A 19193-nucleotide genomic window follows, 5' to 3' on the forward strand; every position below is an offset into this window, starting at 1 on the left:
CCTTGTAAGGGGCAACATCCAGATTCAAGTGGTACGCACAAAAGTACCAATTTCGCACAAAAAATAGCCAGCCCGCTTCAAAGATTATAAGATCACTCCCATAACAGAATTCAAAGGGAGTTGAATCATGTTTTCCTACAAAGGCCTCAAACAAGATGTGATTATTGCCGGGAAATCCGCCGGCAAAAAAGTCAGCATCACCCCGCAAGCGGAACCCGTGTACAAGGAAATCCGCAACCTCGCCCAACAAGGCAACTACTGGGCCCAGATCACCGTCAACGCCCTCCATCAACTCGCTTCTGGCCACCTCCATCAGGACAATATCTTTATCAAGCCAGGTCCAGTGCACCGTGGCGGAGAGGAGGAGTTTGTGATGATTCTGCCGGGGTGTAAGGTGACGGTGGAGAAGCAATCCAAGGATGCGTTCAAGATTGTTTATTTTGAGGCGGATGCGGGATATGCGGAGTTGCAGAAAAAAGGCGATACGGCAGGGATTTATGAAGCGAGCTACACACAGCAAGAAGTGTGGGAGACTAAAAAAAGTAAAAAAGGGAATATTTCTTCCAAAGAAGGCCGGCTCGTTGCAGTGTGCAATTCGGGATATCAAAACCCGAACAGTGCTGCCAGTTCTGCTGCACCAAAGGTAGCATCTAGCCACTACAGCCCCCAAACTGGCGAAACATTGCTGCGAAAAACTAAATTTGACCTGCACTTTACCCCGGGCAAGAAACAAATCGGCGGCTTAAGAAATTTTAAAGATGCCCGCAATCCAGAAGCAAAAAAAGATATACATGAATCGGCTATGCTACTTTCGCGAGCAATGTACCATGCGAGAAAAACTGATGATGTAAAGTGGATAGCTGAATATGGAGGATCGGCCGTACTCACACAGGCAATGAGAATCCTAGCTGACCAAGGTATAAAACTGGAAAATCACAGCATATTTCTTTATGAGCCAAAAACCTCTCAAACAGCAATACTGCATGCTGCTCGTGCTATCGACATAAAGATCGGCAGAAATTTGAGTAAAATATCCCCAATTAATCTGGCCGGTGTTTTTGGCCAGCCATCGGCATCAATCAACAGGATTGCTAACGAGAAATGTTATGGGCTAGGTCGAACTATCGGTGACAGTGTTCAATTGGGGGCATTGATCACTGGCGGGGTGACATTCGCCGGAGCTGTAGCAGGTTATGCAGGGGTAAATGTCGGCGTTATCGCGGGTACAGTTGGTGCAGCTGGCGCAACAGCAGTACCTGCTCTAGGTGTTTTTTTGAATGCTGTGAGTAAAGCAGCGCCCTACATTAAAGAAGCAATGAAGTTGGTGAAAACGGTTGATACTGCTGCAGAACACTTGTCTCCACGCCTGCACAACAAGATTAAGAGTGAATTTTGATGCTGGACTTTATTAAGTACAACCGGCTGGAACTAAGAGAGCACGAAGGGCCCTGCACACCACAAGGTCCCAGCTTCAAGCGTGCACACAAGTACACCTTTGACCTAATGGGCAGCAAACTTAGTTTTAGAGCCCCAAAACAACTGCATATATTTCGACCTGGATCGGAGCAATTCACGCCCCGGTGGTTCAATGATGAACTGGGATCCCTGCGAACAGGTAATGATCCGACAAAAACGTGGAAATCACGCCTTCTTTTTTTACGTAAATACGCATTTTATGGCCCTTGGTTTACTGGCGAGAAAGCGAGCGCAAGCTTTGCTGTATCGGTCATTGCGCCAGAATCCCCTCCACTAAATGTTAACTTTTTACACCCTAGGGCACTTGAAACTGCTATTTCTGGCTACTTAACCGCGGAGTACGGCCATAACGAATGGGACAAGGGCGAAGCTCGATATACAGGTCCATTAGAGTGGAAGTCGATTAAAAATCTGCCCGTACCGGCTGCATACTTTCTCGTTCAAAATTCAATCGACCGCCACCGTCATTTTTACCTCTTTATCCCCGTATCACGCGGCCGGATTATCATCTTCACTTTTTCTTACAACCAGCACCTAAGCGGAAGCTTTGAGAAAAGGGATACTGCTATAAACCCAAAAGCTCTACATGAGCTAATTGATCAGATTATTAATAGCGTTGAATTTACTCCTTCGACCGAACTTGAGCAGGATCTAAATGAGGTCCGAAAATCCTGCCCAGACCTGTCTGCCAGCAAAAATTTCCCGCCATTAAAATGGCCGGCAACGGTGGACGAGACAGGATTGAATATCGTTGAACTGAATGAGAAACAGCGGAAGGCGCTGGTGGGGTAGTTTTCTAAAACATAATAGGTTGGGCGTACTTGATTTGGTCCCGTAGGAGCCTGCCTTGCAGGCGAACGGTCCGGAGATCCGGGGTTCGCCTGCAACGCAGGCTCCTACGTTTACGGGGTGTCAGGAAACGACCGAGGCATCAGGACACTTCGGATCTGACGGTTCTCGTTGCTTCCACCATATTCAACAGCGCCGATCCCACCTCCGCCCAGTTGCGGGTCTTCAAGCCGCAGTCTGGGTTCACCCATAGTTTTTCCAACGGAATCACCTGCAGCAGTTGATACAGGCGGTTTACAAGCTCCTGGCGCTCCGGCACGTTCGGTGAGTGAATGTCATAAATGCCCGGACCTATTTCATTCGGGTAACCGCCACCTTCTCCAGTCCCTTCCCCTTTAGAAAAGGCCTGTAACAAGCGCAGGTCTGAGCGCGCAGACTCGATGGTGATGACGTCCGCATCCAGGGCGACAATTGCCTCCATGATTGCATTGAAGTTGCTGTAGCACATGTGGGTGTGAATCTGGGTTTCCGGCTGTACTTCGCTGCAGGTGTAACGGAAGCAACCCACTGCCCAGGCAAAGTAATCGTCGTGGCCGGATACGCGCAGGGGTACACCTTCACGCAGGGCGGGTTCATCGATCTGGATGATGCCGATACCCGCGGCTTCCAGATCCAACACTTCGTCCCGCAGTGCCTTGGCAATCTGTAGGCAGCTCACCGCGCGGGGGATATCCTCACGGGGAAAGGACCAGTTGAGAATGGTCACCGGTCCGGTGAGCATCCCTTTCACCGGCTTTTTGCTCAGGCTCTGGGCGTACTCGCTCCACTGCACGGTCATGGGATTGGGGCGGGAAATATCGCCGGCGATAATCGGCGGTTTTACACAGCGGGAGCCGTAGCTCTGTACCCAGCCGTTGCCGGTGTGGATAAATCCATCCAGCTGCTCGCCGAAATATTCCACCATGTCATTGCGCTCGGCTTCGCCGTGGACCAGTACGTCGAGACCGAGGATTTCCTGGCGGCGGATGGCTTCGGCAATTTCTGCACGCAAATGCGCATCGTAATCCTGCTGGGAGATTTCATGGCTGCGGAACTGTTTGCGTACCTGGCGCAGTACATCGGTCTGCGGGAAGGAGCCAATGGTTGTTGTCGGCAGTACCGGCAGTTGCCAACGCTCGCGCTGAACTTCCGCGCGCTGTGGATATTTCTGGGCGCGCCAGGTGTTATCCAGTTCTGCACGCACTTCAGCCTCGCTGCGGCTCTCGGTTTTCGCGGTGGCCGGCAGTACTTCCGCCCCCGGCTTCAATGCCTGCTGTAGGATGTTCAGCTCATCCAGTTTCTGGCGACTGTAAGCCAGCTTTTGTTTGTCCGCGTCGGCAAGCCTGGTTTCGGTTTCCAGGTCCACCGGGCTGTGCAGTAGTGAACAGCTGGCAGAAAGCCACAGGCGGTCGCCGAGTTTTTCCGCCACCGACTGCAGTGTTTTCTGCCAACGGGCCAGATCCGTGCGCCATACGTTGCGTCCGTTGATCACGCCCACAGACAATACTTGCTTGTCTTGCAGTGCTGCCAGTGCCGGTTGCAGGTCTTCCAGTCCACGCACGGCGTCGATATGTACACCGTCTACGGGTAAGTTGAAAACCGTTTCCAGGTTTTCCCGCAACGGCGAGAAATAGCTCGCCAGCAGTAACTTACTGCCGCTGGCTTTGGACAAGGTTTCGTAAACGGGCGCGAATGCAGCACGCCACTCGGCGGGCAGGTCCAGGCCGAGAATCGGCTCATCGATTTGCACCCACTGGGCAGCGGCATCGGCCAGTTTTACCAGCAGCTCTTGGTAACAGGGCAGCAGTTTCGGCAACAGGTCGAGGGCGTTTTCCACACCACGACCGAGCCACAAATACGTCAGTGGGCCGATAACGACCGGTTTTACGTTGTGACCCAGTTGCTGGGCTTCCTGTACTTCCGCCAGCAGCCAATCGGCATCCAGGGTAAACGTCTGGCCGTCGGCGAATTCCGGCACCATGTAGTGGTAATTGGTATCAAACCATTTCGTCATGGCACTGGCCGCCACCGGTTCTCCGGAGGGCGCGCGGCCACGGGCCAGGCGGAAGTACTGATCCAGTTTGTTTTCCGCGGCGCCCTGGGCGAAACGCTCGGGGATTACGCCAAACAGCAGGGAGTGATTTAGCACCTGGTCGTACCAGGCGAAATCGCCCACGGTAGTCAGTGCCAGTCCCGCGCCCTGCTGTGCCTGCCAGTTTTGGCTACGCACCTGGGAACCCACCGCCAGCAGTGCTTTCTGATCAATCTCACCTTTCCAGTATGCTTCCTGAGCCTTTTTCAACTCGCGCTGCGCGCCAATGCGCGGGTAGCCGAGAATATGTGTTTGAGACATCTTCCTTTCCCCAAATAGAGTTTCCCCGTGCCCAGACAACACAAGGCACGAGATCTGTAAATTTCGGGGTTGATTCTGCCGCGGCACTCATGTTCAATCAATTTCATATTATTTGCCTATAACATGAATTTAACTAAACATGCATTTAACTCAACATGATTGAACTGCGACATTTGCGCGCCCTGAGCATCCTGCGGGAAACCGGCAGCATGGTGCGCGCCGCCGAGCGCCTGCACCTGACCCAGTCAGCGCTCTCCCACCTGTTCCGGGAGATGGAAGACCGCCACGACCAGGCCCTGTTTGTACGCAAGTCCCGCCCGCTGCGATTCACCAGTGCCGGCTTGCGGCTGCTGCAACTGGCGGATGATGTACTGCCGAGGGTGGCGGTGGCACAGCGGGATATTGCGCGCTTGGCATCCGGCCAGGCTGGGAGGCTGAATATCGCGATTGAATGCCACAGCTGTTATCAGTGGCTGATGCCCACCCTCGACAGCTACCGGGATGACTGGCCGGAAGTGGAACTGGACCTCTCCAGTGGTTTTCATTTCGCCCCGCTGCCGGCGCTGGTGCGCGGGGATCTGGATCTGGTAGTCACCAGCAATCCGGATGATGCACTGAAAGGCATTCACTATGAGCCGCTGTTCAGCTTCGAAATGTGCCTTGCGGTCAGTCGCAAACACGCGCTGGCGGAAAAAAAGTGGATAGCACCGGAAGACCTGGAAGGCGAAGTGCAAATCACCTATCCAGTGGAACGGGAGCGGCTGGATATTTTCCAGCATTTTCTGGACCCGGCCGGTATCGAACCCGCCTCGGTACGCACCGCAGAATTGACGGTGATGATGGTACAGCTGGTGGTGAGTGGGCGCGGTGTCTGCGCACTGCCAAACTGGGCACTGCACGAATATTTACAGAAGGGTTTTGTCAGCCAGTTGCGACTGGGAAAGACAGGCCTGTGGAGCACCCTTTACGCGGCAGTGCGCGAAGAGATGCTGGAACAGGCCTTTTTGCAGGACTTTTTCACCACGGCGCGGGATACCTGCTTCGCCAATCTGAATGGTATCCGCACCGCGTGATGTTCGACTCTTTTGGCTCGGATCAGGGCTCGGGTCAGGGCTCGGACCAGCGCCGCAACAGATTGTGATAGACCCCGGTCTGCGCCACGATTGCCTCGTGGTCTCCCAGCTCCTGGCGCAGGCGATTGATCGACATATCCAGGTCAAACAGCAGGGTGCGCTGACCGTCGTCGCGCACCAGGCTTTGAATCCAGAAAAAAGAAGAGACACGGCTGCCGCGCGTTACCGGCGTGACCCGGTGCAGGCTGGTCGATGGATACAATACCAGTGAGCCCGCTGGCGCTTTGACACTGTGTACACCGTAGGTATCGTCGATCAGCAGCTCACCGCCGTCGTACTCATCGGGATTGGAAAGAAACAAGGTGCAGGACAGATCCGTACGGATCTGCCCACCGGTGGGCAACCGCCGGATGGCGTTATCCACATGGTTGTTGAAATGCTCCCCGCCCTCATAGCGGTTAAACAGCGGCGGAAATACCCGCTGCGGTAGTGCCGCCGACATAAACAGTCCACTGGCCGGCAGGGCCTTCAGGATCAGTTCACCGAGCTCCCGCGCCAGTGGCGAGTGTTCCGGTAACTGACGATTCTGCTTGGCCTGCGCAGACTGGTGCCCGGCGGTAACCCGGCCATCCACCCACTCCGCCTGCAACAAGGCCGCCTTCATCTCGGCGGCCTGTTGCGGGCTGAGGATTTCGGGGATTTCCAACAGCACGTTTCGATTCCTCAGTAAGTAAAGTTCAGACTCAGCAGCGCCGTGCGGCCCAGTCCCGGAATGAAGTGACCACCGCCCACGTAGTCGATGTACTCTTCATCCGTCAGGTTCTGCAGGTTCAGCTGCGCGCTGATGTTGTTACTGAAAGCGTAAACGCCGGAGGCCTCCAGGGTCCAGTAGTCCGGCGCCTGTCGGGTATTGGCGGTGCTGTTGTAGCGGTCACCCACGTACTGGGCACCGGCACCCAACTGCAACTTCTCGCCCATCAGGTAATTGGCCCACAGGTTGAAGGTGTGGTGCGGTGAGTTGGACAGTTCATTGCCCAATTCCGCCGCATCCTTACTCTTCAGTACTTCGCTATCCAGGTACACATAACCCGCATTCACACTGAAGTTCTCGGTAATCGCACCGGAAGCACCCAGTTCAACGCCCTGCACACGCTGTTCGCCATCCAGCACCAGCACATCGTTAGGATCATCCGGATCCTGGGTGCGCGCATTGGTTTTGTCGGTGCGGAAGAGTGCGGCGCTCATCAGCATACGACCATCGGCCAACTCCCATTTGGTACCCAGCTCGATGCTGCGGTTTTCTTCCGGCTCCAGATCGGCAATACCCGGCTGGCGACTGCTGGTGGAGATGGCCATGCCCTCTGCGGTCGGGTTAAAGGAAGTACCGTAACCCAGGTAAATACTCCCGGCAGAGACCGGCTTGAACACCACACCGGCGCGGTAGCTCAGCATGGAGTCGGTGCGCTCCAGCAGCGGGCTGCCATCCGGGGTGTATTCCATCTCAAAGTGGTCGTAACGCAGGCCACCGTTGATCTGCCAGTACTCGTCAATCTGTACCGAGTCAGACAGGTAAGCCGCCAGTGTGGTGGACTCACCATTGCTGAAGGTGCCGGTGCGCACGTAGTTTTCCAGGTAGGGATCGCTGGGATCCGGATTAAAAAGGTCGGTCGCCGGCGAGTCTTCGCCAGTTACTTCCTTGGTGTAACGCTTCTCTGATTCCAGGCTCACTTCGGTACCCACCAGAATCTTGTGTTCCCAGGCGCTGCCCGGATTCACCGTCAGGGTAAGGTCGGTCATGTTACTGAAGATGGTGTCTTCCTGGTCCCGGTATTTGTCGTCACTGCGGCGAATATCAGTGCTGTCGGTGCTCGCAAAACGCGGTGCGGTCACCATAGAGTCGCGGCTGGTTACCCCCCAGCGCGTGGTGTTTTTCAGGGTGGCGTCATCGCTCAGGCGCTGGCTTACCTGTACCGTACCCAGCGTGGTCTCCACTTCTTCGTAGTCGCGGGATTTCAGGCCGTACCAGTTGTCGAAGTCCACCGGCGGCGCCTGATCCGCGTAGTCGGCCAAGGGCACATTGTTGGCCGGTACCCAGGGAATACCGTAATCCGGGGTATTGTCCTGTGACAGGTGGAACAGGCTCAGATTCACTTCGGTATCCGTTTCCAGACCAAAGGCCAGGGACGAGCCCACACCCCAACGGGAATTGTCGACGCCGTCGCGGCCGGCGACATCCTGTTGGTGCGTCATCACATTCACGCGCGCGGCGGCGTTATCGATACCGTCGAGAGTGCGGTTTACGTCCAGAGTGGCGCGGCCGTAGCTGTCACTGCCGGCAAGAATATTCGCGCGGGTGCTGTCGGTCAGGTTCGGAGTCTTGCTCACCAGATTTACAGAACCACCGGTAGAACCGCGACCGGAGTAATCGGAAGACGGCCCCTTGACCACTTCCACCTGCTCTAGGTTGAACGGGTCACGGGTGTAGCCGCCGAAGTCGCGCACGTTGTCCACAAAGATATCGGTGCGGGCGCTGTAGCCACGAATGGAGAACTGATCTCCGGGAGGGGCACCGCCCTCACCGGCCTGCATGCTGATACCGGATACATTGCGCAAAACATCGCGCAAGGTGGTCGCGGCGCGCTGCTGCATCAGGTCTTCGGAAATGATATTAACGGTCTGGGCAGTATCCAGCAGTGGGCGGGCAAACTTCACCGAGCTGGGGCTGCGCTCTTCCAGGCGATCGGTGACTTCAACCACCTCCGGCGCGCGCTCTTCCGCAGCGGCTTGCTTGCTCTGCGCGGCCTTCGCTTTGTCCGCAGCAGACTGCACTTCCTCGGCGTGTGCACCGCTGATCAGGCTCCCGGCAACCGCAGCGACAACCGACAGTTGGGAGAAGCGGGAGAATTGGCCGGCCAGCGGCTTCTTGCGGAAAGCATCCGCGAGATTGTGAGTGGCGAGTTGATCCTTTGTACTCGTCGGCTTAGTCATGGTATGCCCCAGGGGTCTAGTTACTTATTGATGAGATTGCTGATAGATATTATTTATTTGGCTGATAGCCGCTCAATGCGAAACATTATCATTTAGATAAACAAAAACGGCAACCTGTCAGTCATGCATTGGCACAAAAAACCTCAAAACACGTCATAAATCCCCATAAAAATCAGGGATTTAATACGCCCATTGCAACATTGCCCGGGTAAAATCGCTAAGCTTAGGCGTCTAATTTGCGCGCCAAATTCGAACCGAATAAGAACCGACTAAATAAGAAGAGGAGTTTTGTATGGGAAGTGCGAGTAACAGCTGGAGCCCGGTACTCAAGGGCCTGCACTGGATCATCGCGATTTGTATTCTCTGCGCCTGGGGCTCGGTCGAGCTGCACGAATTCTACGAGCGCGGAGACCCGATGCGCGGCTGGTGGATGATGCTGCACTTCTCCGTCGGCTTTACCGTATTACTCCTGGCCATGGTGCGCCTTTATTACCGCGCCACCCACGGCCGCCCCACCCTGTATGGCAGCGGTTTTCAAAAGCCGGTTTCCCTGCTGGTACAGAGCCTGATGTACATCATCATGCTCGGCATGCCCCTTACCGGCCTGCTGATGCGGCAGTTTGCCGGTCGCGATACCACGCTCTTCTGGCTGTTCGAACTGCCGGCTTTTCTGTCGGAAAACAAGGACCTGGCTAAACAGCTGGCGTACCTGCACAAGGACTTTTTGTGGAATTCCCTGCTGGTACTGCTGGTACTGCATATCGGCGGTGCACTGTGGCATCACCTGTTCATCAAGGACAATACGCTGCGGCAGATGCTGCCGTTTGGTAAAACCAAGTAATCACCTCCTGATCAACTCCGCGCACCAAAAAGCCGCAATAAAAAAGGGGCGCCTTGTATCAAGGCGCCCCTTTTTTGTGGGAGTTTTACGTGCGAAAACACACTGGCGAATCAGCCTTCTCGGCGGGACTTGCCGCGGTGGCCTTTGCCTTCACCCTGCGGCTTGCCCTTCTTGAAGGAGCCGCCTTTCTTGCGCGGCGGTCTGCCACCTTCACCCGCACCTCTTTCCCCACCCTGATCGGTGAATTTGGAAATGTTCATGGTCTTGCCGGCCACGCGCACGCCCTTGAGATGCTGGAAGATTTCCTTGGGCATACCTTCCGGCAGGTCCACGGTGGTGAAGTCGCCGTAGATATCGATGCGGCCGATATAGGAGCTATCGATATCCACTTCGTTGGCAATGGCGCCGACGATGTTGCCCGGCTTGATGCCGGACTCGCGACCAACTTCAATGCGGAAACGCTCCATCCCTTCATCCGGGGCAGGCATTTTTCGCGCGTCTTTTTCTATGAAGGCGCCTTTCTTGCCGCGGGTGAATTCTCTATCACCACGATCACCGCGGTCACGACGCTCGCGGCGTTCACGCGGCTCACGGAATTCACGGGGCTCAGGATCGCGCTCGTCCAGCAACAGCGGCTGGTCGCCCTGGGCCATGGCGGCCAGTGCGGCAGCGACGTCCAGCGGATCAACTTCGTTTGCTTCCAGGTACTTCTCCACAAGGTCACGGAAAGGCGCCAGATCGCGGCGGCCGGTCATGGTGTAGGTAATCTTGTCGCGGAATTTTTCCATACGCGATGCGTTCACGGCCGCCGCGGTGGGCAGGTCCAGACGCTCGATCGGCTTCTTGGTGGCGCGCTCAATGGAGCGCAGCATGCGCTGCTCACGGGGTGCCACAAACAGGATGGCATCCCCTTCGCGACCGGCACGGCCGGTACGACCGATGCGGTGGATATAGGCTTCGGTGTCGTAAGGAATGTCGTAGTTGATCACGTGGCTGATGCGCTTCACATCCAGACCACGAGCGGCAACGTCGGTCGCCACCACGATGTCCAGCTTGCCGGCTTTCAGCTTGTCGATCACCTGCTCACGCAGGTTCTGCGCCATGTCGCCGTTCAGCGCAGCACTGGCAAAACCGCGCGCCGCCAGTTTGTCGGCAACTTCAACGGTAGCGTTTTTGGTGCGTACGAAAATGATGGTTGCATCCACCGGCTCGGCTTCGAGAATACGAGTCAGCGCGTCCATCTTGTGCAGACCGCCCACCGGCCAGTAGCGCTGGCGGATGGTTTCGGCGGTCTCGGTTTTCACCTTGATTTTCACTTCCACCGGCTCGTGCAGGTGGTCGCGGGCAATGCGTGCGATCTCGCGCGGCATGGTGGCAGAGAAGAGTGCGATCTGGCGCTCTTCCGGAATCTGTTCCAGTACCCACTGCACGTCGTCGATAAAGCCCATGCGCAGCATTTCGTCGGCTTCGTCGAGTACCAGGGTCTTCAGGCGGGACACATCCAGGGTGCCCTTGCGCATATGGTCCATCACACGGCCGGGGGTACCCACCACCAGCTGTACACCGCGCTTCAGCTGCTGGATCTGGCCACGATAGTCGGCACCACCGTAGATGGGCGCAACGTGGAAACCTTTCAGGTTGGCGGCGTAAGACTGGCAGGCCTCGGCCACCTGAATGGCCAGCTCGCGGGTCGGCGCCAGTACCAGTGCCTGCGGGTGGCGGCTTTTCAGGTCCAGGCTGGCCAGCATCGGCAGTGCGAAGGCGGCCGTTTTACCGGTACCGGTCTGGGCCTGGCCCAGTACATCGTGGCCGTTCAGCAGTGACGGGATAGTCTCCGCCTGAATCGGCGACGGGGATTCGTAACCCAGCTTGGTTACGGCTTCCAGAATTTCAACGGGCAGTCCCAACTGGTCGAAGCCAATCGGTGCAGAATTATCGGTCATTTTGAGTTCACTTGAATTACATAGGGGCCGGGCCATGCTCGGGCTTTAAAGGAAACCATAGCGCACAACCGAGGATTGCTGGGCAAGGCGAAAAAGCCCATTAATAGCAGCACCGCTATATCAAGCTCATTCAACTCAGAGACAGGGGCCTGTGGCGAGGAGGTCTGTTACCCATGATGACTAATGTCCCGCTCAAGGCCGCCTTCTGATGGCGGGTGGGGACAAGAGGGTGCGCAGTCTACCAGTTTGACAGAAGACTGCCAGTTTAATTTTTGATCGACGCAAAAAGCCTCAGGAATCGCAGAATTTGGGCGCTTTGGTCACCTCTTCCGACCCAGACAACCACTGGCACACCAGCGGTTGCTGTCCGTATTGCTCAACCAGGGTCAAGGTCTGCTTTTTGCTGCGGGGATCCTGAAAGCCCCGTATCAGATGGGTCTGAAGCAACGTGCGCTGGTTCCCAACAAGCGCCGGCAACCGCGGCAGGCCCGCCTGCACCACTGCCAGATGCACGGCAGGTGTGTAAGGCCCCAGCTCAGAAGCGCGAACCAGATAGCGATCCATGTCCGCATCAAACTCACCCAGGCGCACCTTGATCTGTGCCATCTCCGCCCAGCTGTCTGGCCAGAGCGGGCGCAACGCTGCGGCTTGTTGATAGAGCGCCAGCGCAGCGCGGTAATCTTCTGCAACCACCTCACCTGCGTTATAGGCGCGCCACTCCAGCAATCGTGCCTGCAGGGTCAACTGATAGGGATTGTCCGGGTGCAGCTCATTGGCGCGCTCGATCGCCGCCATCGCAGATTCCATCGATGCAGCAGATGGCACCTTACCGAGCTTGTACCAGTATTTGAGCTGATTCTCCGCCGTAACCACCTGCAAATACGCCAGCCCCATAGAACCGGCGTGAACGCACAGCGCCAGCAACAGGAATATGGCTAGCCAGGTGCTTCCCTTTTGCAGTGGGCCGACTTGAGCCGGCCACAGTGCAGCGCGCAGCTTGGGCATAACGCCCATACGTTTGCGAGAACGACGGCGGCGCCGGGTGCGGGGGGATTCGATGGAGGCTTGGGTCTGCATAAATAAGGAGTATAAAGCTCCGGGCTCACGCGAAATGGCAAGCCGCTATCTTACCCGGGTTGTCGCGTACCAGCTGCCAGGATTTTTCTTCGCCGACAATTTCAGCGGCGGCCTCGCGGCCAACATTCAATACCGGCGGACGGCGCACCTCGTGGTGGGCATCGGTGGCGAGAATGGTCACCAGATCCTGCTCCAGCAACTGCACCGCCCGCTCCTGTGCGCCTTCGCCAAAATGCCCCGCCACCGCGCCGGACGTTACCTGAAACAGGCAGCCCTCACGCACCAGCGGCATCACTTTGTTGAAATCCCGCATCACATCCTTATTGCGCTCCGGATGCGCAATCATCGGCCGCACTTTCTGCTTGCGCAGCCAGCGGATCAATTGCTCGGTACCGGGCGGGATGTGGCTGTGTGGCAGTTCCAGCAGCAGCACTTTATCCCCTTCCCACTCCCCCAAATAAGGCACCTGCTTGAGCAGCACCATATTCAGGATTTCTTCGGAGAGGCGGATCTCAGCGGCCATGCCTAACTGCAACGGAATAGCTTCCGCCGACAGCGCATCGCGCAGCTGGTTGAATGCCTTGGTGATGGTAGAGAGATTGTTCGGAAAACGCCCCGCATGGATATGCGGGGTGGCAACGGTATGGGTGATACCGTCGTTGACCGCGGCCCGGGCTAACACCAGGGCCTGGTCCAGATCCCGGGCACCATCGTCGATGCCCGGCAAGATATGGCAATGCAGGTCGATCACGCGACTTCCAGATCTTCCGACGTGGCTTTCGGCTTAATGCTCTGCACGTTTTCGGAAACGCCCGGCGCACGATACGCATACTCACCAGCATAGGTGTAGTACTCGCCGTAGTAACCAGACTTGGAGGTAGTGTCCACCTGGTTCAGCACCACGCCGTCCAGCTTGGCACCTACCTGGAGCAGGCGGCCGATGCCGTTGTTCACGAGTTTCTGACGGGTGCTGTCCGCCTTCACTACGTACAGCATGGAGTCGGCGATACGGGAAACGATCAGCGCATCACTCACCACCTGTGCCGGTGCGGTATCCACGATCAGGCGATCGTATTTGCTCTTCAGTACTTCAATCGCCTTGGCAAAGCGCGGCGAAGACAGCAGCTCCTGCGGATTCGGCGGCACGGTACCGGCCGGCATGATGTCCATACCACTCTTCTCATCGTGGTAAATACACTCGGCCAGCGTATTGCTCCCGGCGATCAGGTTGGAGAGACCGGGATGATACGGCGGCAACTTGAACTCTTTACCCACGGAAGGCCGGCGCATATCCGCGTCGATCAGCAGTACCTTTTCCATCTGTGACAGGGCAAAGCCCAGGTTCTCGGAAACGGTGGTCTTACCTTCTCCCGGTACCGAGGAAGTCACAGAGATCACCTTGGCCGGTCGATCCAGGTGAGACAGCACAACACTGGTGCGCAGGGTTCTTACCGCCTCGGCAAAGCTGTGCTGGTCACTGTCGAAGAAGGTCGCCAGGCTCAAGCGCTCACGCTTGTCGTGATCCACCCAGGGCAGCACGCCAATCATGCGCTGGCTCAGTTTGTTTTCCACATCTTCCGGGTTGCGGATGCCATCGTTCAGGGCTTCCAGCAGGAATGCCAGCATCACACCCAGCATGGCACTTACCACCAGGGCCAGGGCCACGATCAACGCCTTTTTCGGCTTGGCCGGCAGGCGCGGCGCAACGGCCGGGTCCATCAAGCGGGCGTTGGCGGCCTCAAAACCCGAGGTTTCCGAGGTCTCACGGAAACGGGTCAGGAAGGCACTGTACAGCTGGCGGTTTACATCCACTTCGCGCTTCAGCTCGTTGTAACGAGTCTCCTTGCGGGAAACCATCTGGTATTCCGTCTTGGCCTGTTGCAGCTCACGCTCCAGCGCCACCACATTGGCCTGCGCGGTTTCGTAGTCGCTGTGGATACCGCTGATCAGTCGGCGTACTTCACTGCGCAGTTTGTCCTGCACCGATTCCAGCTCATCGCGGGCAGAAATCATTTTCGGGTGCTTGGGGCCGTAACGACGGGACAGCTCAGAAACTTTACGCGCGGTATCAATCTCGGCCTGTTTGATGTTTTCAATCAGCTTATGGTTGAGCACTTCCGGCAGGCTCGCCAGGGCATCCACATCGGCACCGCGGCTTTGCACCAGGGAGTAAATGCTTTCCGCCTGCTTGAACTCCTGGCGCGCCTGAATCAGCTGGCTGGTAATCTGGTTCAACTCTTGGGCAGCGAGGCCCTGTACGCCTGAGACGTCAACCAGCCCTTCCTGCTCCTGAAAAGTCTGCAGGCGGGATTCGGATTGCTCGAGTTTTACCCGCAGGTCTTCCAGGCGGTCGTTCAGCCAGGAGGTCGCCTGCTTGGTCATGTCCAGCTTGGCCTGCAGGTGACTGTCAATAAAGACTTCTGCCACCATATTCGCGACTTTTGCGGCCAGCTCCGGGGACTCAGATTCAAAGGTAATTTTTACCAGCTGGGTATTGCGCACCGGCGCGATCGACAGGCGGCTGCTCACCGCATCGGTGACACTCTCCAGTTTTCGCTGGCGCGCTTCTTCTTCCGACTCCATCTCGCGGGATGCCAGGAACGGCAGCCAGCCTTTGATACGCGCTTTCAGGGAAGGAGACTGCTGGTCGGGATCGAACTCGGGATGATTGACCAGGTTCAGGCGGTTAACCACCTCTTCCGCAATGCGGCGGGACTTCAGAATTTCAAACTGGGTGAGGAAGTATTCCTTGCGGCTGGAGTCCAGGCCGTACACTTCTTCAATGGACAGCGCCTTGGGCTGCTCCGCCTCAATCATCAGGGTCGCAGTGGCCTGGTAGCGCGGGGTCATGGAGAAGACCACCATCGCCGTCAGCATGGCTACCGCTACGGACAAGGCCGCAATACGCCACTTGAAACGGTCCACAATACGCCAGTACTGGCGCAGATCGATCACTTCTTCCTGAAGCATGCGTTCCGGGTGCTCAGCACCCTGGGAGTTCATGTTTTGAACGGTCATCGGCCTACCTCAGAAAAAGCTCTCTTCTACAGTCACTACATCACCGGGACGCAACAGCGTCGACAATTCCACTTTTTCTTTGGTCTGGGAGGCATCATCCCCACGCACTACAAAAATCTTGGTTTTTGAGGCGCGCTCGGTAAAGCCCTGCGCCAGTGCCGCGGCCTTGCTCACGGTCATGCCAGGCTGATACGGAAAACCGCCAGGCCTTTCCACTTCACCGTTAATAAAGAAGGGGCGGTATTCCAGAATAGAAACGTGCACGTTGGGGCTTACCAGGTAATCACCCAGCAGCCCCTTGTGAATCAGGGATTCCAGTTCGGCAATGGTCAGGCCAGCCACCTTCAACTCCCCCAGAAACGGGTAGTTGATCAGGCCGCTATCTCCCAGTTGCGTATCCACCGTGAGGTCGGCTTCACCATATACATTGATCAGGATCTTATCGCCTGAGCCCAGGCGATAGTCGCTTTGCAATGCCTTATCCTCTGCGGATACCGACACCGAAAGGCCCACCGTAACCAACACCAACAACAAACGGGCAACGGAGCGCAGAGCGCTCCGTTGCATTGCCTTCAGGAATCCCATATTTCATACCCGGCCCGGGGGCCGGGCCTCAATCACAAAGTTGCGTTCAGACCAACGAATACCAGGTTCTTTTCAAAATCGAAAGTATCGACGTTGGAGTCTTTATCAGAAATGTTCAGACCAGCGTGGAAAGACAACCAGCGGCGAGACTGATAGTCGAGACGCACGGAAGAGTTCTTCACGTCGTCTTCACGCTTGGTTGCCGCGTACTCACTGTTCTCAAAGTTGTAAGAGAACGTGCTGGAAACGGCTTCAGACCAGCTGTGGGTCCAGGCCAGGGTCGTGCTCTTGGTATCACTGAAGTTACCGTAGCCGTTGGACTCGTCACTGCGGCGCTCGGTGTTGAGGTCAAACGAGCTGTAGCTCAGCGGGCTCCAGCGAACACCCACTTCCCAGCGCGGTGCGGAGAAGTCTTTACGCTCGAAGCTCTTGAAGTCCTTCTGGCGCTGACCGATTTTCGCGGTACCGGTAGTGGCCGCAGTACCTTCCCACTTGATACCCACCATCACGTCGGTTTCAGCGCTGTTCAGGGTTTCTGTATTCGCCGCGGTAGCGTCGTAATCGATCTTGCTACGGGATACTTCGGTAAACAGCTCGGTCTTGCCACCGGCATTGTAGAAGAAGCCCACAGTACCGTAGTCGGTACCACGGTCACGGTTGGCAGTGCGCAGGCCACCGTCGTAGTCGCGGTCTTTGGTACCCACAGTCACGTCGATACGGCCCTTGGCACCCTCGGCACCAAAGCTGTACAGAGCGCCCAGGTCAGAATCGCTGTAGGTATCCGGCTCGTCCAGCAGCTCGGCTTTGCCCTCAGAGAACCGGGTACCGCGCGGCTCGTGACCATTGGTGTAGAGTGCGTTCAAAGACAGGCGGTTTTTGGCATTCAACTCCCACTTGGCCGCACCATTAAAGAAATGGTCGAGGTAGTTGTCGTCTTCACTGTCAAAGTACTCACCGCGGCTCAGGGAGTAGTTTACGCTGTACTCGCTGGTGCCGTTGGTGGCGAAGAGTTCAAAGCTCGGCTTGATCACCGCAATCACGCTGTCCAGCTCGTCGCTGTTGGTGTAGAGCAGGTTGTCATCGCTTTGCACGTCAAAGCTCAGGCTGGGCTTGAATTCCACCCCATTACCCAGTTCGACGGATGCTGGATCAGACTGCGCTTCAGCAGCGGTTCCTGCCCCCAGGCTCACGATCATGCAAATAGCTGCAGACAAATTACGCTTGGTCATTTTTCCTATCCAGTGGTCCTAAAATTATTTCCAATGGCTTGCCTTTATTTCCTCGACAAACCTGCACCCGGAGGCCGTTCCAACTATTAACAGAACGAATAACCCCGGGCATCCCCCAAAAAATTGTGACCCCTCTCACAATAAGCGGCGAACATTATCACAGTGTGACGGCTTCGACTATGGCTCGATGTAGCCTGAATCGCCGCCTGAACACCATTGCTCGCCTTGCGATACGGGGCAGCCAATCAATACGCGTTGCTGCCCACAAACCCCTTGGACAGGGTCATCCACACAATGCGGATATCCAACCACAGGGACCAGTTGCGGATGTACTGCAGATCGTGCTCCACCCGCTTGCTCATTTTTTCAACGGTATCCGTTTCACCACGCCAGCCGTTCACCTGAGCCCAGCCGGTAATACCCGGCTTTACCTTGTGCCGCAGCATGTAACCGTTTACCAGCGCACGGTACTGCTCGTTGTGAGCAACGGCGTGTGGGCGCGGGCCGACAATACTCATGCGCCCCTGTAACACGTTGATGAATTGCGGCAATTCGTCGAGAGAAGTGCGGCGCAGGAAGGCGCCAACCGGGGTAATACGGGCATCGTTCTTGGTTGCCTGCACCACCTTGTCGCCATTGTCTTGCGCGGTCATGGAACGGAACTTCCACACCTTGATCGGCCGACCGTCCAGCCCGTAACGGTGCTGCTTGAAGATCACCGGGCCTTTGGAGGTCAGCTTCACCGCCGCGGCAACCAGCAACATCAAGGGTGAAATCGCCAGCAGAATAAGGGAGGACAACACCAGGTCTTCCATGCGTTTGAGCCAACTGTTGATCCCTTCGATCGGGGTATCGTGCACGCTCAGTAGACTGGTGTTACCCACCTGATAAAAGCGCGCATGCAGCAAGTTGTTCACAAACAGATCCGTCGCCACGTGTACTGTCGCCGTGGTATCGGCAAAGGCATGGAGAATTTCGGCAATGCGCAATTCCTCGCGCATGGGCAACGCAATATAAATAAGGTCGAGTTCGCCCGCCTTGGCCGCGGCGACCGCCTCTTCCACACCGCCAAGCACCGGCACATTACCCGCCAGACCAAACGCCTGACCGCAGGCGTCAGACTCCGGCACCCGGTAAAAGCCCTTGATACGAATACCCAAGTGCGGCTCACGGGCGATATCTTTCGCCAGGCGCAGGCCGGCATCGGTTACGCCGATAACGACGGCCGAGCGGGTGTTGTGATCATGAGTGCGCAGATAAAACAGAAACTGCCGGAATACGTAGCGCCAGATACTGAGCAGCGCCAGCGTGCTGGCAAACCAGCTACCCACCACCAGGCGAGAAAAGGTGTGGCCGGTTTTGCTGAAATAAGCCACCAATATAAGCAGCACACAAACCGCTACCCAGGAGATAACCGTAAGCGTGAACATATGCAGGTAACTGTCCGCCCGCCAGGAGCGGTAGAGATTTAACGACTCTGCCATAAAGGCAAAACCGATGGCGGCCCCAAGGCCTACAATAATCCAGTCTTTGCTGACGGCCATGCCGAAGTAATTGCAGCAGACAATAAGCGTACCGAGAATCAACAGTGCATCCAGCAAACGGTACAGTGCAGCCAGGCCCGATTGGTGGCTGCGGATCCATCCCTGTTTCACGACTCCTTCCCCCATAAAGCTCTCCCCACAAACACGTTCTGGCCGACCAATCCCCGGCCGAAGAGGCAGAACGTGCAGCACTGCTTACCCCAAAACGGGCCCAATTTCAGGCCTCTACTAGTTGGCG

The 19193-nt window shown here is 56.5% G+C and carries 14 protein-coding genes; 4 read left to right on the forward strand and 10 right to left on the reverse strand.

Annotation, left to right across the window (positions count from 1 at the left end):
* Positions 1 to 127 precede the first annotated feature (127 nt).
* Together M0G74_RS13980 and M0G74_RS13985 are read left to right on the forward strand one after the other, a co-directional pair.
* Entirely contained in the window at positions 128 to 1396 is a 1269-nt protein-coding gene (locus M0G74_RS13980; protein WP_248218395.1) for a hypothetical protein, read from the forward strand.
* Complete coding sequence (locus M0G74_RS13985; protein WP_248218401.1) at positions 1396 to 2268, forward strand: hypothetical protein; 873 nt, start codon at positions 1396 to 1398, stop codon at positions 2266 to 2268. The genes M0G74_RS13980 and M0G74_RS13985 overlap by 1 nt, the downstream gene beginning before the upstream one ends.
* Before the next feature lie 139 nt (positions 2269 to 2407).
* On the opposite strand, the gene metE is transcribed toward M0G74_RS13985, so the two are convergent.
* A complete protein-coding gene (metE, locus tag M0G74_RS13990) occupies positions 2408 to 4657 on the reverse strand; it encodes a 5-methyltetrahydropteroyltriglutamate--homocysteine S-methyltransferase (RefSeq protein ID WP_248218410.1) in 2250 nt (749 codons plus the stop codon).
* 155 nt (positions 4658 to 4812) lie between these two features.
* On the opposite strand from metE, the gene M0G74_RS13995 reads away from it, so the two are divergent.
* A complete protein-coding gene (locus tag M0G74_RS13995) occupies positions 4813 to 5730 on the forward strand; it encodes a LysR family transcriptional regulator (RefSeq protein ID WP_248218422.1) in 918 nt (305 codons plus the stop codon).
* A gap of 34 nt (positions 5731 to 5764) precedes the next feature.
* On the opposite strand, the gene M0G74_RS14000 is transcribed toward M0G74_RS13995, so the two are convergent.
* Together M0G74_RS14000 and M0G74_RS14005 are read right to left on the reverse strand one after the other, a co-directional pair.
* On the reverse strand, positions 5765 to 6442 hold the full coding sequence (locus M0G74_RS14000; RefSeq protein ID WP_248218424.1) for a Fe2+-dependent dioxygenase: 678 nt from the start codon (positions 6440 to 6442) through the stop codon (positions 5765 to 5767).
* A gap of 11 nt (positions 6443 to 6453) precedes the next feature.
* Positions 6454 to 8718 carry a TonB-dependent siderophore receptor gene (locus M0G74_RS14005; RefSeq protein ID WP_248218436.1) on the reverse strand — a complete coding sequence of 755 codons (2265 nt, stop codon included), beginning with the start codon at positions 8716 to 8718 and terminating at the stop codon, positions 6454 to 6456.
* A 292-nt stretch (positions 8719 to 9010) separates the two neighbouring features.
* On the opposite strand from M0G74_RS14005, the gene M0G74_RS14010 reads away from it, so the two are divergent.
* Positions 9011 to 9559 carry a cytochrome b gene (locus M0G74_RS14010; RefSeq protein WP_248218445.1) on the forward strand — a complete coding sequence of 183 codons (549 nt, stop codon included), beginning with the start codon at positions 9011 to 9013 and terminating at the stop codon, positions 9557 to 9559.
* A gap of 110 nt (positions 9560 to 9669) precedes the next feature.
* Here M0G74_RS14010 and M0G74_RS14015 read toward each other — a convergent pair whose 3' ends face one another.
* The 7 genes from M0G74_RS14015 to M0G74_RS14045 form a co-directional block, all read right to left on the reverse strand.
* On the reverse strand, positions 9670 to 11502 hold the full coding sequence (locus M0G74_RS14015) for a DEAD/DEAH box helicase (protein ID WP_248218483.1): 1833 nt from the start codon (positions 11500 to 11502) through the stop codon (positions 9670 to 9672).
* Positions 11503 to 11793: 291 nt separating this feature from the next.
* Complete coding sequence (locus tag M0G74_RS14020; RefSeq protein ID WP_248218493.1) at positions 11794 to 12579, reverse strand: VpsP family polysaccharide biosynthesis protein; 786 nt, start codon at positions 12577 to 12579, stop codon at positions 11794 to 11796.
* A gap of 25 nt (positions 12580 to 12604) precedes the next feature.
* Positions 12605 to 13330, reverse strand: a complete 726-nt coding sequence (locus M0G74_RS14025; protein ID WP_248218513.1) for a CpsB/CapC family capsule biosynthesis tyrosine phosphatase — start codon at positions 13328 to 13330, stop codon at positions 12605 to 12607.
* Positions 13327 to 15597, reverse strand: a complete 2271-nt coding sequence (locus M0G74_RS14030; RefSeq protein WP_248218522.1) for a polysaccharide biosynthesis tyrosine autokinase — start codon at positions 15595 to 15597, stop codon at positions 13327 to 13329. The genes M0G74_RS14025 and M0G74_RS14030 overlap by 4 nt, the downstream gene beginning before the upstream one ends.
* A 9-nt stretch (positions 15598 to 15606) precedes the next feature.
* Positions 15607 to 16164, reverse strand: coding sequence for a polysaccharide biosynthesis/export family protein (locus M0G74_RS14035; protein WP_248218542.1), 558 nt, complete (start codon positions 16162 to 16164; stop codon positions 15607 to 15609).
* 50 nt (positions 16165 to 16214) lie between these two features.
* The gene (locus tag M0G74_RS14040) at positions 16215 to 17411 is read right to left on the reverse strand and encodes an outer membrane beta-barrel protein (protein ID WP_248218551.1); all 1197 of its coding nucleotides are present in this window, start codon (positions 17409 to 17411) and stop codon (positions 16215 to 16217) included.
* A 245-nt stretch (positions 17412 to 17656) separates the two neighbouring features.
* Positions 17657 to 19066 (reverse strand): undecaprenyl-phosphate glucose phosphotransferase, encoded by a 1410-nt coding sequence (locus M0G74_RS14045; protein WP_248218552.1) that lies wholly within the window; start codon positions 19064 to 19066, stop codon positions 17657 to 17659.
* Positions 19067 to 19193 lie beyond the last annotated feature (127 nt).

It is taken from the genome of Microbulbifer sp. CAU 1566 (genome assembly GCF_023156515.1).
Taxonomy (GTDB): domain Bacteria; phylum Pseudomonadota; class Gammaproteobacteria; order Pseudomonadales; family Cellvibrionaceae; genus Microbulbifer.